The 15,692-nt window shown below is 71.8% G+C and carries 11 protein-coding genes and 1 pseudogene; 9 read left to right on the top strand and 3 right to left on the bottom strand.

Translation table 11 applies throughout. The features are described from left to right. Nucleotides 1–19: 19 nt before the first annotated feature. Nucleotides 20–190, bottom strand: a complete 171-nt coding sequence (locus ACGFYP_RS06800; protein ID WP_393487205.1) for a hypothetical protein — start codon at nt 188–190, stop codon at nt 20–22. After that, nucleotides 165–860, bottom strand: a complete 696-nt coding sequence (locus tag ACGFYP_RS06795; RefSeq protein WP_393487202.1) for a DUF6338 family protein — start codon at nt 858–860, stop codon at nt 165–167. Before ACGFYP_RS06795 ends, ACGFYP_RS06800 begins: the two co-directional genes overlap by 26 nt. Nucleotides 861–1,016: 156 nt before the next feature. Here ACGFYP_RS06795 and ACGFYP_RS06790 point away from each other — a divergent pair, with 156 nt between their 5' ends. Beyond that, nucleotides 1,017–4,196 carry a BTAD domain-containing putative transcriptional regulator gene (locus tag ACGFYP_RS06790; RefSeq protein WP_393487199.1) on the top strand — a complete coding sequence of 1,060 codons (3,180 nt, stop codon included), beginning with the start codon at nt 1,017–1,019 and terminating at the stop codon, nt 4,194–4,196. A gap of 133 nt (nt 4,197–4,329) precedes the next feature. On the opposite strand, the gene ACGFYP_RS06785 is transcribed toward ACGFYP_RS06790, so the two are convergent. After that, nucleotides 4,330–5,412, bottom strand: coding sequence for an ATP-binding cassette domain-containing protein (locus ACGFYP_RS06785; RefSeq protein ID WP_393487196.1), 1,083 nt, complete (start codon nt 5,410–5,412; stop codon nt 4,330–4,332). Between the two features lie 312 nt (nt 5,413–5,724). Here ACGFYP_RS06785 and ACGFYP_RS06780 point away from each other — a divergent pair, with 312 nt between their 5' ends. From ACGFYP_RS06780 to ACGFYP_RS06745, 8 genes and pseudogenes are all read left to right on the top strand, one after another. Continuing rightward, complete coding sequence (locus ACGFYP_RS06780) at nt 5,725–7,488, top strand: APC family permease (protein WP_393487524.1); 1,764 nt, start codon at nt 5,725–5,727, stop codon at nt 7,486–7,488. A gap of 310 nt (nt 7,489–7,798) precedes the next feature. Then, nucleotides 7,799–7,927 carry a hypothetical protein gene (locus ACGFYP_RS06775; RefSeq protein ID WP_361961487.1) on the top strand — a complete coding sequence of 43 codons (129 nt, stop codon included), beginning with the start codon at nt 7,799–7,801 and terminating at the stop codon, nt 7,925–7,927. Then, the gene (gene kdpF, locus ACGFYP_RS06770) at nt 7,924–8,013 is read left to right on the top strand and encodes a K(+)-transporting ATPase subunit F (protein WP_329853613.1); all 90 of its coding nucleotides are present in this window, start codon (nt 7,924–7,926) and stop codon (nt 8,011–8,013) included. Before ACGFYP_RS06775 ends, kdpF begins: the two co-directional genes overlap by 4 nt. 8 nt (nt 8,014–8,021) lie before the next feature. Further along, nucleotides 8,022–9,686, top strand: a complete 1,665-nt coding sequence (gene kdpA, locus ACGFYP_RS06765; RefSeq protein WP_393487191.1) for a potassium-transporting ATPase subunit KdpA — start codon at nt 8,022–8,024, stop codon at nt 9,684–9,686. Then, nucleotides 9,683–11,818: a potassium-transporting ATPase subunit KdpB gene (gene kdpB, locus ACGFYP_RS06760; protein WP_393487189.1), complete on the top strand. Its 2,136-nt coding sequence runs from the start codon at nt 9,683–9,685 to the stop codon at nt 11,816–11,818. The genes kdpA and kdpB overlap by 4 nt, the downstream gene beginning before the upstream one ends. Nucleotides 11,819–11,837: 19 nt before the next feature. Beyond that, nucleotides 11,838–12,512: a potassium-transporting ATPase subunit C gene (locus tag ACGFYP_RS06755; RefSeq protein WP_393487187.1), complete on the top strand. Its 675-nt coding sequence runs from the start codon at nt 11,838–11,840 to the stop codon at nt 12,510–12,512. 101 nt (nt 12,513–12,613) lie between these two features. Next, nucleotides 12,614–13,053: pseudogene (locus tag ACGFYP_RS06750) on the top strand (DNA-binding response regulator). A 49-nt stretch (nt 13,054–13,102) separates the two neighbouring features. Beyond that, nucleotides 13,103–15,643, top strand: a complete 2,541-nt coding sequence (locus ACGFYP_RS06745) for an ATP-binding protein (protein WP_393487185.1) — start codon at nt 13,103–13,105, stop codon at nt 15,641–15,643. The last annotated feature ends 49 nt before the right edge of the window (nt 15,644–15,692 follow it).

Below are 15,692 nucleotides of genomic sequence, written 5' to 3'. Positions count from 1 at the left end.
GCAGGGCGGTCAGGGCGTGTCACTCGGACGACGACGACGCCGCCTCGCCCATCGCCGTACCGGACGGTGCCTGGGGAACGTCCTCCGGCTCCGCCGCGTCGTCGGACGGCCGGTAGGTCCGGCGCTCCGAGAACTCCGCGAGCAGATCGTCCAACTCCTCGTCCTCACCCTGCTTGTGATGTCGTGTCATGATCGGCTCCTTCCTCCCCGTGCGACCGCGTCGAGGGGACGCCCGGCGCCGTCGGTCGCAGCAGTACTTCCAGTACGTCGATGTCGGCGGCGCGCAGATACACCCCGCCGGTGTCCGGAACCCGCCCGAGGAACCTACCGTCGGGCCCCATCCGGTACTGGGCCTGCAGATAGACGTCGCCCGGCTGCGGATAGGCCGACACCGCCGACCTCGACCCCAGCCAACCACCCACCCACAGGCCGTTCTTGAGCCGGGCCCGGACGAAGCACGAGCCGCGGTCCCGGAAGAGCGCGTCCCAGGCCGTCGGCGTCGGCTCGTACCGGGCCCGCCTGCGCCGCCGGTCCAACCGGGCCTCCGCCCAGGCGATTCCGGCCGGCACCAGGACCACCAGGAGGAGCGCCGCGAGGCCCGCCTCCCGAGGGTGCGCCAGCACCCCGGCGACCGGCCCCTTGCCCTGCCCCGCGAGCAGCCGCACCAGCCACGGCCCGGCGGCCACCGCGTAGGCGGCGTCGAGCAGGGCCCCCGCCGCGATGGCCCGCACGATCCGGTTCTGCGGCTCCTGCTCCGCCGCGACCGCGCCGCGCAGATGCTCCCGTACGGCCTGGTAGAAGACTCCGGGCAGCACCAGAACCAGCAGGATGGTCAGCTGCTGCACCGTCCCCGGAACCATCGCTCACCCTTCCGTCGCCCGTGTCGCCCGCATTGCGTGTGTCGTCAACTGTCCGGCTCACACCGTACGTCGGTGACGGAGCCGACCGAGGCGACACTCGGGAACGCATGATCGATAGGATGCCGGAGTTCGTCGCGCCAGGGGGAGGTTGCCGCCGTGAAGATCGTGCTGCTCGGTCCGGTGGGGGCCGCGGGCGACGACGGTTCGTCCGTCGACATCGGCGGCGTCCGACTGCGCATGCTGCTGGCCAGGCTCGCCCTGGAGGGCGGACGGCCCGTCTCCGTCGACACCCTCGTCGACGGGCTGTGGGGCGCCGACTCCCCGGCCGAGGCGCAGAACGCCCTCCAGGCCCTGGTGTCCCGGCTGCGCAAGGCCCTGCGGGGCGTTGCCACCCTGGAGTCCGGCGCCGGCGGATACCGGCTTTCGGTACGGGACGAGGACATCGACGCCCACCGCTTCGAGGAGCTGGCCGCGCGCGGCAGGCGCGAACTGGCCGGCGGGGATCCGGACGAGGCCGCCTCGCTGCTCGGCGCGGCGCTCGGACTGTGGCGGGGTCCGGCGCTCGCCGACGTCCTGGACGCCCCCTTCGCCCGCGCCGCCGCCACCCGCCTGGACGATCTGCGAGCCGCGGCCGCCGAGGACCGCTTCGACGCCGAACTCCGCCTCGGCCGGTACGCCGAGGTCCTCGCCGACCTCGAAGCGGCGGGCGTGGAACGCCCGTTGAGCGAACGCCTCGCCGGTCTGCGGATGCGCGCGCTGTCCGCCGCCGGGCGCCAGTCCGACGCCCTCGCCGTGTACGAGCAGATGCGCGGCCACCTGGGCGACGAACTCGGCGTCGATCCGTCGGCGGAGCTCCAGGAAGTCCATCTCGCGCTTCTACGGGGAGAGTTGACCACGCCATCGGCCCGGACCGAGGCCGCGCCCAGCCGGCTTCCGGCCCGCCTGACGAGCTTCGTCGGCCGGGACGGGGAGCTCGGACGGGTCGCCGGGCTGCTGGCCTTCTCTCGGCTCGTCACCGTCGTCGGCTTCGGCGGCGCAGGGAAGACCCGGCTCTCCCTGGAGGCCGCGACCCGGCACCGGGCCCACGGGCGCGGCCGGGTCTGGTTCGCACCGCTGGCGGGCATCGGCCCGGGCGACCAGCTGGCCGACGCGGTCCTCGGCGCGCTCAGCTCCAAGGACGGCCGCTTCTACGACGGCGCACAGGGCCTGCGCTCCACCCCCGTCGACCGGCTGGCCGAGCTCTTCGAGGGCGGCGAGGCCGTGCTCGTCCTCGACAACTGCGAGCACCTCGTCGAGGCCGCAGCCGAACTCGCCGAGGAACTCCTCGACAGGCTCCCGCAGTTGAGGATCCTCGCCACCAGCAGGGAAGCCCTCGCCATCACCGGGGAGGTGCTCTGCCCGCTCGGCCCGCTGGAGCTCCCCGCACCCGCCCACGAGCTCGCCGATGCCGGTGACGCGGCCGCCGTCCGGCTCTTCGTCGACCGGGCCGTCGGCGTCCGCCCCGACTTCACCCTCGACGGGACGACAGCGGCCGCCGTCGTGGAGATCTGCCGACGCCTCGACGGGATGCCCCTCGCCCTGGAGCTGGCCGCGGCCAAGCTGCGCTCGATGAGCGTCGACCAGATCGCGCGCCGCCTCGACGACCGCTTCCGCCTGCTCACCTCGGGAAGCCGCACCGCGCTGCCCCGGCAGCGCACGCTCCTCGCCCTGGTCGAGTGGAGCTGGGACCTCCTCGACGAGCCCGAACGGATCCTGGCGCGCCGGCTGTCGGTCTTCCCCGGCGGAGCCACCGTCGCCGCCCTGGAGGGCGTCTGCGCCGACGCCGCCCTGCCCACCGATGACGTGGTGTACGTACTCGACACTCTGGTCGAGAAGTCCCTGGTGACCCGCTCCGGCGAGGGCGAGCCCCGGTACCGGATGCTGGAGACGGTCCGCGCCTTCGCCGCCGACCGGCTCGTACGGGACGGGGACGACGTCTCCCTGCCGTTCGCCGACCACTTCCTCGCCCTCGCCGAGGAGCTCGAACCCCTTCTCCGCACCCGCGAACAGCTCCGCGCGATCGCGGGCTTCGACGCCGAGCACGACAACATGGTCGCCGCGCTGCGCTCGGTCCTCGACGCGCGCGACGCGGCACGGGCGGCCCGCTTCGTCCGGGCCCTGTTCTGGTACTGGGGCATCAGGGGGATGACCACCCAGTTCGAGACCTTCCTTGCCGGGGTCCTCGACCTCGGCGCCGCGCTCCCCGAGGAGACGCGGGTGGCCTTCGGACTCGTCCGGAGCGCGGCCGGCGCCCCCGACTCCGAGGGCGGCGAGGCCCCCACGGCACCGGAGGACGTCGACCGGGCCGAGGTGCTCGCCTTCCATCCGGCGCTGCCGCTGCTACGGATGTCCCAGCTCGCGGGCTCCGAGGAGGAGCGGGAGCGCGGCCTCCAGCAGTCCCTACGGTCCTCGGACCCCTGGGTCCGGGCCAGTGCGTACTGGGGCCACGACTTCGTCCTCCGGGAGCAGGGGGACCTGGAGAGCGGCGTCCAAGCGCGGTACGAGGCGCTGCGCGGCTTCGAGGAGGTGGGGGACCGCTGGGGGCTCGTGATGACGCTGCTCCCTGTCGGAGGCCACCACTCCGTGCGCGGCGAGCACGACGAGGCCTTCGCGGCCTTCGAACGGGCCGTCGCCATCAGCGACGAACTCGGCACCGAGGAACACCTGCTGTGGGCCAAGTCCCGGCTCGCGATGGAACGGCGGCGCACGGGCGACCTGGAAGGGGCCCTGCGGGACGTCCGGGCCGCCATGCGGCAGGGGAAGGAGCGCGGCCACCGGAGGGTCGAGGTCGGGATGCTGTCCCAGCTCGCCGCCGTGTACCGCGCCATGGGCGACCTGGCCCGCGCCGACGAGGCCCTGGACCGCATGGACGCCCTGGTCCACCGGCTCCCGTACGCCGAGGAGACGAGCCGGGACATCCTCGCCGCCGACAGGATGGCGAACCGGCTCGCGGAAGGCGCCGTCGACGGGGCGCGCGCCCTGTTCCCGCGGAGCGTCCGGGGCCTGCTCAACGGGGGCGACAGCGACGCGGTGGCCGGGTGCGCGCTGCTCCTCGCCCGCCTGCGGGCGCTGGAGGGCGACGCGGCCGGCGCCGCGACCGCCCTCGGCCTGACGCGGTCCGTGCGCGGCGCGTTCGACCACGGCGACCCCGACGAGCGCGATCTGATCGCCCGCCTGCGGGAGCGGATCGGCGAGGACGCGTACGCCGAGGCCTTCCGACGCGGGGCCGAGACGCCGCGTCCGGAGGCGCTGGCCCAGATCGGAGAGTTGGGGGCGCCGCCGGGCGCGGGGGTCTGAGGGCCGATTTCGCGCGCCGCCGGGGGCGGGGGGCTGAGGGGGCGGTTCCGCGCGCCGCCGGGGGCGGAGGCGTGACGGGGTAGCTCAACGTGCCGCCGGCCGTGGGTCGGTCACGGTGCCGGGCTCGGGCCGGTCACCGAGTCGGCGAGCCGGTCGCGCTGCCGGGCTCGGGCCGGTCACCGAGTCGGCGAGCCGGTCGCGCTGCCGGTTGGTCGGCGGATCCGCCGCCTGTCAGGGTGGCCACGACGTCCTCCAGGCCCGGCCGGCACAGGCCCAGGTCCTCGGTGCCGATGCCGGCGCGCTCCAGGCGCCGTACGAGCGCGGAGAGCAGCATCGGATCGGAGGCCGGTACGGAGAGGAGACCGGTGTGCCGGTCGCGTGACGGGCCCGTGCCGGTCAGCTCGGTCAGGATCCGGCCCACCGCGTCCCCGTCCCCTGCCAGGCTCGGACGGACCCGCAGCGACGGTTCGCCGATCCGCCGCTTGAGCTCCTCCGGCCGCCCCTCCGCGACGACCCTGCCGTCGTCCAGGAGGGTGACACGGTCGGCCAAACCGTCTGCCTCGCCCGGGTGTTGGGTCGTGAACAGCACGGCCTTCCCCTCCGCCGCCAGCTGCCGGACGACGTCCCGCACCGTCCGCCGGGCCCGGGGATCGAGCCCCCTGTCCGGCTCGTCCAGGAGCAGCACCCGGGGACCGCCGAGCAGACGCGCCACCAGTTCCAGGCCGCGCCGCACCCCGTCGGAGAGCGTGCCGACCGGGCGGCCGACGGCGCCGGTCAGCTCGAAGCGCTCCAGCAGGTCACCGGCCCGGGCCCGCGCCTCCCGACCGCCCCCGCCCCGGGCCGCCTCGTCGGGCCCGCCCCAGGACGGCTCGCCGTACAACCCCTCGCCGCGCAACCCCTCCAATCCGTCCAACCCCTCCAACCCCCCTCCGTACAACCCCTCGCCGAACCCGCCCCCGGCCGGCCACCCCGTGGCCCCGATCAGCTCGCGGACCCGCGCCCGCTCCCGTACGACGTCATGGCCGCAGACCGTCGCGCGGCCCGCGTCCGGCCGGGCGAGGGTGGCCAGGACGCGCAGGGCCGTCGTCTTGCCCGCGCCGTTGGGCCCGAGCAGGGCCACCACTTCGCCGGGCCGCACGGTCAGACCGACCCCGTCCAGCGCGACCGTGGTTCCGTACCTCTTGACCAGGCCTTCGGCCCGGACGGCGTACGACATCCGACACTCCCTCCTCCAGCCCCCGGGCGTTCCCGGCGGACGGGTACGACGTTGCCGGGCCCCGCTGACATTCCGCTGACCGCGCGTTGACAGACGGGCCGGGACCCCCATGGCCGAGATCGTTGTCAGGGATGCGTAAGGAGGGGGCGGGGGCGCGTCAAGAGCGCGCAAGGGCCGCGGGAAAGCGGCTCCGCGGGGGCCGAACCTGAGCGGACCCGCCACGAAAGGGATCAGCAAGATGGCCGTCCTGACCACCGAGACCGGTGCCGCCCCAGCGCCGAGGAGCCCCCCGATACCGGTGCGCGCCACCGGCTGACCGCCGTCACCGGGCTCGCCGCGCTGTCGCTCGACGCGATGGCCTCGGTGGCCTACGGACCCGAGGCGATCGTCCTCGTCCTCGCCGCGGCCGGCGCGCACGGCCTCGGCTTCACCCTCCCGGTCACGCTCGCCATCGCCGGCCTGCTGGCCGTCCTGGTCGCCTCGTACCGGCAGGTCATCAAGGCCTTCCCGGACGGCGGCGGAGCCTACGCGGTGGCCAAGGCCCACCTGGGCCGGCGGACCAGCCTCGTCGCGGCGGGCTCCCTCGTCCTGGACTACGTCCTCAACGTCGCCGTGGCCGTCACCGCCGGTGTCGCGGCCCTCACCTCGGCCTTCCCCGCGCTCTACGGTGAGCGCCTCTGGATCTGCCTCGCCGTCCTCGTCCTCATCACCGCCGTGAACCTGCGCGGCATCGTGGACTCGGCGCGTGCCTTCATCGTGCCGACCGCCGTCTTCATCGGCGCGATCCTCGTCCTCATCACCGTCGGCCTCTTCCGTGACGCGCCCGTCTCCACGGCCGCCTCCGCGGGCCACGCCTCCGTCCTCGCCGACAACGCCGGCACCGTCGGCGCGCTGCTGCTCCTGAAGGCCTTCGCCTCGGGCTGCTCCGCGCTCACCGGGGTCGAGGCGATAGCCAACGCGGTGCCGTCCTTCCGCGCCCCCGCCGCCAAGCGGGCGATGCGCGCGGAGGTGGCCCTCGGTGCGCTGCTCGGCGTGATGCTGATCGGCCTGTCCGTCCTGATCTCCCGCTTCGGGCTCCAGCCGGTCGAGGGCGTCACCGTCCTCGCGCAGCTCGCGGACGCCTCCCTCGGCCACAACTGGGGTTTCTACGTCATCCAGTTCGCCACCGTGGTGCTGCTCCCGCTCTCCGCGAACACCTCCTTCGGCGGCCTGCCCGTCCTGCTGAAGCTGCTCGCCCGTGACAACTACCTGCCGCACGTCTTCGGTCTCAAGGCGGACCGCCAGGTCCACCGCCACGGTGTCGTCTGGCTCTCGCTCGTCCCCGCCGCGCTGCTGCTCTTCTCCGGCGGCGACACCAACACCCTCGTCCCGCTCTTCGCGATCGGTGTCTTCGTCGGCTTCACCATCGCCCAGACCGGCATGGTGCTGCACTGGCGCCGCGAACGCGGCCCGCGCTGGGCGGGCAAGGCCGCCCTGAACGGCCTCGGCGCCCTCCTGACCGGTGTCTCCGCCGTCGTCGTCACGGCGACCAAGTTCCACGACGGCGCCTGGCTGATCGTGATCGCGCTGCCGCTCCTCGTCCTCGTCTTCGAAACCGTGCACCGCGCGTACGGCACGATCGGCGAGCGCCTCGGCGTCGGCCGGATCCCCGAACCCCCGCACCGCGAGCGGTCGTTGGTCCTCGTCCCCGTCTCCTCCCTGGCGCGCCTCACCAGCGAGGCCCTCACGGCGGCCGTCTCCCTCGGCGACGAGGTCCGCGCCGTGACCGTCTGCCACCCGGAGCCGGAGGACCGCGCCGCGACCGAGGCCCTGGAACGCGACTGGGCACTCTGGAACCCGGGCATCGACCTCGTCAGGCTCTCCTCCGAGCGCCGCTCGCTCGGCCGCCCCATCACCGCGTACGTCCGCGGCCTCGCGGAGACCGAACCGGGCACCCAGGTCACCGTCCTCATCCCGGAGGCGGAGCCCGCGCACCTCTGGCAGCGGCTGCTGCAGAACCAGCGCGGCGCGGTCGTCGCCCACGCCGTCCGCCGCGACACCGACGCGGTGATCTGCCGCCTCCGCTTCCGCTGCTGACCGACCGCCGCCAGAAATCCGTCAAGGACCCTCCGCCCGGTGCCGCCGGGGACGGTCAGGCCACTGACGTCCCGGGTCGGTGAGCGACCGAGACGGGAATCCAGCCGCCCGGCGACGCTCCGTGCGCACTCGCGCACAGGATTTGACGGCCCTCTGACGGCCGACCGGGGCAGCACGCAAGGGGCACCGACGGGCCTCGAAGCCCGCTGCCTCGGGCCCGGTCGCGCCGGCCCGTAGAGGATCCGTAAAGAGCGCGCCCCCGGTCGTCAGGGAGGCGTTAACGGCGGCTGCGGAGTGGCCGAAAGGCGCTTTGCTCATCCAGTCCGAGAATCCGTTCTTCACTCAGGAGCTCACGATGGCCGACCTGGCCTTCGTCGTCACCACGATCGCGGTCTTCGCGCTGGTGGCCTTCATCGCCAAGGGGGTGGCCAAGCTGTGACTGCCGAGAACATCGTCGGTCTGATCGTGGCCGTCGCCCTGCTGGTCTATCTCGTCCTCGCCCTCGTCAAGCCGGAGAGGTTCTGAGTACGGACATGAGCCCTGTTCTTGCTGGTGTCCTCCAGCTCCTCGCGCTGATCGCCGCTCTCGGGCTTGCCTACCGGCCGCTCGGTGACCACATGGCCCGGGTCTACTCCTCCGACAAGCATCTGCGGGTCGAGAAGTGGATCTACAAGGGCATCGGGGCCAACCCGAACACGGAGATGCGCTGGCCCGCCTATCTGCGCGGCGTCCTCGCCTTCTCCGTGGTGAGCGTCCTCTTCCTCTACCTGCTGCAGCGGCTGCAGGGTTCGCTGCCCGGCTCGCTCGGCTTCGCGTCGATCGACCCCGACCAGGCGTTCAACACCGCCGCCTCGTTCGTGGCGAACACGAACTGGCAGTCGTACTACGGCGAGCAGGCCATGGGCCACGTCGTGCAGACCGGCGGCCTCGCGGTGCAGAACTTCGTCTCGGCCGCCGTCGGCATCGCCGTCGCCGTCGCCCTCGTGCGCGGCTTCGCCCGCAGCCGTACGGGCGAGTTGGGCAACTTCTGGGCCGACCTGGTCCGCGGCACCGTCCGCATCCTGCTCCCGATCGCGGTCGTGGGCGCCCTGGTCCTGGTCGCGTGCGGCGCGATCCAGAACTTCGCCGGTATCCACGAGGTCGGCCAGTTCATGGGCGGCTCGCAGCAGTGGAACGGCGGCGCGGTCGCCTCGCAGGAGGTCATCAAGGAGCTGGGCACGAACGGTGGCGGTTACTTCAACGCCAACAGCGCCCACCCCTTCGAGAACCCCAACCCGCTCTCGAACCTGTTCGAGATCTGGTTGATCCTCGTCATCCCCTTCGCGCTGACCCGCACGTTCGGCCGGATGGTCGGCTCGCTGAAGCAGGGTTACGCGATCCTGGCGACGATGGCCACGATCTGGCTCGGTTTCACCGCGCTGATGATGTGGACCGAGTTCCACCACGGCGGTCCGGCGTTCGACCTGGCCGGCGGTGCCATGGAGGGCAAGGAGACCCGGTTCGGCATCGGCGGTTCGTCGATCTTCGCCGTGGCCACGACCCTCACCTCCACGGGTGCGGTCAACTCCTTCCACTCCTCCTACACCGGCTTCGGCGGCGGGATCACGATGCTGGGCATGCAGCTCGGCGAGATCGCTCCCGGCGGTGTCGGTTCCGGCCTCTACGGCATGCTGATCATGGCGATCATCGCGGTGTTCATCGCCGGTCTGATGGTCGGCCGCACGCCCGAGTACCTGGGCAAGAAGATCGGCAACCGCGAGATCAAGTACGCGGCCTGCTACATCCTGGTCACCCCGGCGCTGGTGCTCTGCTTCACCGCCGCGGCGATGGCGCTGGACACCCCGGCGAACTCGATGACGAACAGCGGCGCGCACGGCTTCTCCGAGATCCTCTACGCCTACACCTCCGGCGCCAACAACAACGGTTCCGCGTTCGCGGGTCTGAACGCCGACACCCAGTGGTTCAACTCGACGATCGGCATCGCGATGCTGCTCGGCCGGTTCCTGCCGATGGTGTTCGTCCTGGCCCTGGCCGGTTCGCTGGCCGAGCAGAAGCCCGTTCCTGAGACCGCGGGCACGCTGCGGACCGAGAAGCCGCTGTTCACCGGTCTTCTGGTCGGCACGATCATGATCATCACCGGTCTGACCTACTTCCCGGCCCTCGCCCTTGGCCCGCTCGCCGAAGGGCTCGCGGCATGAACATCGACGTGAAGAAGCACGAGGACGCCATGTCCACCCTCACCCCGACGAAGGCGCCGCACGGCGACCTGTCCGCAGGACACAAGCCGGCCGGACGGGTCGGCGGGGGTCTGTTCGACCCGAAGCAGCTGGTCACGTCCTTCCCGGACGCGATCAAGAAACTCGACCCGCGCGTGATGGTCAAGTCGCCCGTGATGTTCGTGGTCCTGGTCGGCTCGGTGGTCACCACCGTGCTCGCGATCAAGGACCCGGGCGACTGGTTCGGCTGGGCGATCGCCGGCTGGCTCTGGCTCACCACGATCTTCGCCAACCTGGCGGAGGCCGTGGCCGAGGGCCGGGGCAAGGCGCAGGCCGACACGCTCCGCAAGGCCAAGACCGACACGGTCGCGCGCCGCCTGATCGGCAGGAACGAGGAGCGCGTCCCCGGCACCGAGCTGAAGATCGGCGACCTGGTGGTCTGCGAGGCCGGCGACGTCATCCCCGGCGACGGTGACGTCGTCGAGGGGGTCGCGAGCGTCGACGAGTCCGCCATCACCGGCGAGTCGGCCCCGGTCATCCGCGAGTCCGGCGGCGACCGTTCGGCCGTCACCGGCGGTACGAAGGTGCTGTCCGACCGGATCGTCGTCAAGATCACGACGAAGCCCGGCGAGACCTTCATCGACCGGATGATCAACCTGGTCGAGGGTGCCGCGCGGCAGAAGACCCCGAACGAGATCGCCCTCAACATCCTCCTCGCGTCCCTCACGATCGTCTTCCTGCTGGCCGTCGTCACGCTGAAGCCGTTCGCGATCTACGCGGGCGCCGACGAGCAGACCTCGATGATCGTCCTCACGGCCCTCCTCGTGTGTCTGATCCCGACGACGATCGGCGCGCTGCTCTCCGCGATCGGCATCGCCGGCATGGACCGCCTCGTGCAGCGCAACGTCCTCGCCATGTCGGGCCGCGCGGTCGAGGCCGCCGGTGACGTCTCCACTCTGCTCCTGGACAAGACCGGCACCATCACCCTCGGCAACCGCCAGGCCTCCGAGTTCGTCCCGGTCAAGGGCACCACCGAGGCCGAGGTCGCGGACGCCGCCCAACTGTCGTCGCTCGCCGACGAGACGCCCGAGGGCCGCTCGATCGTGGTCCTCGCCAAGGAGAAGTACGGGCTGCGCGAGCGTCACCAGGGCGAGCTGTCCGGCGCCGAGTGGATCGCCTTCACCGCCCAGACCCGGATGTCGGGTGTGGACGTCGACGGGCGCAAGATCCGCAAGGGCGCGACCGGTTCGGTCCTCGCCTGGGTCGAGGAGCGGGGCGGTTCCGTCTCCGACGACGCCCGGAAGCTCAACGACACGATCTCCCAGGCCGGCGGCACGCCGCTGCTGGTCGCCGTGGACGACGACAAGGGCGCCCGCGTCCTCGGCGTCATCCACCTCAAGGACGTCGTCAAGGAAGGCATGCGGGAGCGGTTCGACGAACTGCGCCGCATGGGCATCAAGACGGTCATGATCACGGGTGACAACCCGCTGACCGCGAAGGCCATCGCCGAGGAGGCGGGCGTCGACGACTTCCTCGCCGAGGCCACCCCCGAGGACAAGATGGCGCTGATCAAGCGCGAGCAGGCCGGGGGCAAGTTGGTCGCGATGACCGGTGACGGTACGAACGACGCTCCGGCGCTGGCGCAGGCGGACGTCGGTGTGGCGATGAACACGGGTACCTCGGCCGCCAAGGAGGCCGGGAACATGGTGGACCTGGACTCCAACCCGACCAAGCTCATCGAGATCGTCGAGATCGGCAAGCAACTCCTCATCACCCGAGGCGCGCTGACCACTTTCTCCATCGCCAACGACGTCGCGAAATACTTCGCCATCATCCCCGCGATGTTCACGGTGGCCTACCCGTCGCTGGACAAGCTCAACATCATGGGCCTGTCCTCGCCGGAGTCCGCGATCCTCTCCGCGGTCATCTTCAACGCGCTGATCATCATCGCGCTGGTCCCGCTCGCGCTGAAGGGCGTGCGGTACCGGCCGACGAGCGCGGACAGGATGCTCCGCCGGAACCTCGGTATCTACGGTCTCGGTGGCCTGATCGCCCCGTTCATCGGCATCAAGATCATCGACCTTCTCATCTCCCTCATCCCCGGGCTGCGTTGATTCGGAAAGCGTGCTGATCATGAACAACTCCGTAGGAAACGCAGGGCGCTTGCTCTGGGCGGGCCTGCGCGCCCTCCTGGTCCTGACCGTCGTGACGGGTGTGCTCTACCCGCTGGTCGTCACGGGCCTGGCCCAGGTGGCGTTCAACGACAAGGCCAACGGCTCCGAGATCAAGAGCGAGGGCAAGGTCGTCGGCTCCCACCTCATCGGCCAGACCTACAACCTGCCGAAGAAGAACCCGGACGACGCCGAGGAGGCAGCGGTCCCGGACCTGAAGTGGTTCCAGCCGCGCCCCTCCAGCGGTCTGGGCTCCAACAGCGTCAACAGCCAGTACTCGATCATCCTGTCCGGCGCGACCAACCGCTCCGGTGACAACGAGGACCTGATCACCTGGGTGAAGGACGCCAAGGCGGCCGTCGTCAAGGACAACTCGACCGCCGACCACAAGGTGAAGCCCGAGGACGTGCCGGCCGACGCCGTCACCTCCTCCGGCTCCGGCCTGGACCCGCACATCTCCCCGGAGTACGCGGAGTTGCAGGTCCACCGGGTGGCGGAGAAGAACGGCCTGGGCGTCGAGCAGGTCGAGAAGATCGTCGCCGACCACACCGACGACCGGATCCTCGGCTTCATCGGCGAACCCCGCGTCAACGTCCTCGAGCTCAACATCGCGCTCAAGGAACTGACCAAGGGCTGATGGCCTCGAAGCAACGAAGGGGGAGTCGGCGGGTCTCCGGGACGATCCCGGACCCGCCGGCTCCCGTCGCGCGTGGACGACAAGAGGAAGGCAGCACGCCGATGACCCAGGTGCTTGTCGTGGAGGACGACGCGCAGCTCGCACGAGCCTTGGTGATCAATCTCCAGGCCCGTCAGTACCTGGTGGACGCGGTACCCGACGGTGCCACCGCCCTCCGCCTCGTGGCCGCGGAACAGCCGGACATGATCCTGATCGACCTCGGACTGCCCGACATGGACGGCGTCGACGTCATCAGAGCCCTCCGCGGCTGGAGCCGGGCGCCGGTCCTGGTCCTCTCCGCCCGCAGCGGCTCCGAGGACAAGATCCGCGCGCTCGACGCGGGCGCGGACGACTACATGACCAAGCCGGCCCCAGCTACGGCGGGAAGACCAACTATCTCCGGGTCTACATGGCCCAGTTGCGGCGCAAGTTGGAGCGAGACCCCTCGCACCCCCGCCATCTGATCACCGAACTCGGCATGGGCCACCGCTTCGAGGCGTGACCCGCTCACCCCGGTCCGTCCTCCATCGAAGAAACGGCATCACACCACCATGGGACGCGGCAAGCTACGGATCTACCTCGGCGCGGCACCGGGCGTCGGCAAGACGTACGCGATGCTCTCCGAGGGGCACCGTCGGGTCGAGCGCGGCACGGACTGTGTCGTCGCCTTCGTCGAGCACCACGGCCGGCCGCGTACGGAGGTGATGCTGCACGGTCTGGAGCAGGTCCCGCGCCGGACGATCGCGTACCGCGACACCACCTTCACCGAGACGGACGTCGACGCCGTCCTGGCCAGGAAACCCGCCGTCGCCCTCGTCGACGAACTGCCGCACACCAACGTGCCCGGCTCGCGCAACTCCAAACGCTGGCAGGACATCGAGGAACTCCTCGCCGCCGGGATCGACGTCGTCTCGACCGTCAACATCCAGCACCTCGAATCGCTGGGCGACGTCGTCGAGTCGATCACGGGCGTGCGGCAGAAGGAGACCGTTCCCGACGAGGTCGTGCGGCGGGCGGACCAGATCGAGCTGGTCGACATGTCGCCACAGGCCCTGCGGCGGCGCATGGCCCACGGCAACATCTACAAGCCGGACAAGGTCGATGCCGCCCTGTCCAACTACTTCCGGCCGGGCAACCTCACGGCGCTGCGTGAACTCGCCCTGCTCTGGACCGCCGACCGGGTCGACGAGTACCTCCAGGAATACCGCACCGAGCACCGCGTCTCGAAGATCTGGGGCTCCCGCGAACGCATCGTCGTCGGCCTCACCGGCGGTCCCGAGGGCCGTACGCTCATCCGGCGCGCCGCCCGGCTGGCGGAGAAGGGCGCGGGCGGTGAGGTGCTCGCCGTCTACATCGCCCGCAGCGACGGCCTCACGGCCGCCTCGCCCAAGGAACTCGCCGTCCAGCGCACGCTCGTCGAGGACCTGGGCGGAACGTTCCACCACGTCATCGGCGACGACGTCTCCTCCGGCCTCCTGGAGTTCGCCCGGGGGGTCAACGCCACCCAGATCGTCCTCGGCGTGAGCCGCAGACGCTCGTGGCAGTACGTGTTCGGGCCGGGCGTCAGCGCCACGGTCGCCCGCGAGTCGGGACCCGACCTCGACGTCCACATCGTCACCCACGACGAGGCGGCGAAGGGCCGCGGCCTGCCCGTGGCCCGCGGCGCCCGGCTCGGCCGCTCCCGGACCCTCTGGGGCTGGTTCACCGGCCTGGTGGGCCCCACGCTGCTCACCCTGCTCCTCGGGGTCGCCCCGGACGTCGGGCTCGCCAACGACGTCCTGCTCTTCCTCACCCTCACCGTCGCCGCCGCCCTGCTCGGCGGACTCGAGCCGGCCCTCGCCTCCGCGGCGGTCGGATCGGTGCTCCTGAACTACTACTTCACCCCGCCGGTCCACGAACTCACGATCTCCGACCCGAAGAACATGGTCGCCCTCGTGATCTTCGTGGGCGTGGCGATCTCCGTCGCCTCCGTGGTGGACCTGGCGGCCCGCCGCACCCACCAGGCCGCCCGCCTGCGGGCCGAGGCCGAGACGCTGTCCTTCCTCGCCGGGAGCGTGCTGCGTGGGGAGACCAGCCTGCAGTCGCTCCTCGAACGGGTCCGGGAGACCTTCGTCATGGACTCGGTCGCCCTCCTCGAACGCCGGGAGGAGTCCGCCCCCTGGTCCTGCGTCGCCGGGGTCGGCACCCGGCGGACCGGCCGGCCCGAGGACGCGGACGTGGACATGCCCGTCGGCGACCACCTGGCGCTCGCCCTGACCGGCCGGGTCCTCCCGGCCGAGGACCGGCGCGTCCTCGGCGCCTTCGCCGCCCAGGCCGCCGTCGTCCTGGACCGGCAGCGCCTCGTGGGTCAGGCCGAGGAGGCCCGCAAGCTGGCCGAGGGCAACAAGATCCGTACCTCGCTCCTCGCGGCCGTCAGCCACGACCTGCGTACCCCGCTCGCCGGCATCAAGGCCGCCGTCACCTCGCTGCGCGCCGACGACGTCGAGTGGTCCGAGGAGGACCGGGCGGAGCTCCTGGCGGGCATCGAGGACGGTGCGGACCGCCTCGACCACCTCGTCGGCAACCTGCTCGACGTCTCCCGCCTGGAGACCGGCACCGTCACCCCCGTCATCCGCGAGACCGACGTCGACGAGGTCGTCCCGATGGCGCTGGTCGGGGTGGTGGAGGGCAGCGTGGAGCTCGACATCCCCGAGACCCTGCCGATGGTCGCCGTCGACCGGGGCCTGCTCGAACGGGCCGTCGCCAACATCGTCGAGAACGCCGTCACGTACAGCCCGGAAGGCGAGCCGGTCCTCGTGGCCGCCAGCGCCATCGCCGACCGCGTCGAACTGCGCGTGGTGGACCGGGGCCCCGGCGTCCCGGACGAGGCCAAGGACCGCATCTTCGGCGCCTTCCAGCGCTACGGAGACGCCCCGCGCGGCGCCGGCGTGGGCCTCGGCCTCGCGGTGGCCCGCGGCTTCGTCGAGGCGATGGGCGGCACGGTCTCCGCCGAGGACACCCCGGGCGGGGGACTGACGATGGTCCTCAGCCTCCGCACGGCGGAGGGCATGCCCCCGTCCCGCGCGGAGTTCCCGGCGGCGACGACAACCTGACGAGAGGCCCTGAGGACCGTCCGGCGGATCGTGGCCGGACGGAGCCCGC

Source organism: Streptomyces sp. NPDC048370, from assembly GCF_043200825.1.
Lineage (GTDB): Bacteria > Actinomycetota > Actinomycetes > Streptomycetales > Streptomycetaceae > Streptomyces.
The sequence above is the reverse complement of the archived record's forward strand: the minus strand, read 5'-3'. Positions and strand labels throughout refer to the sequence as shown.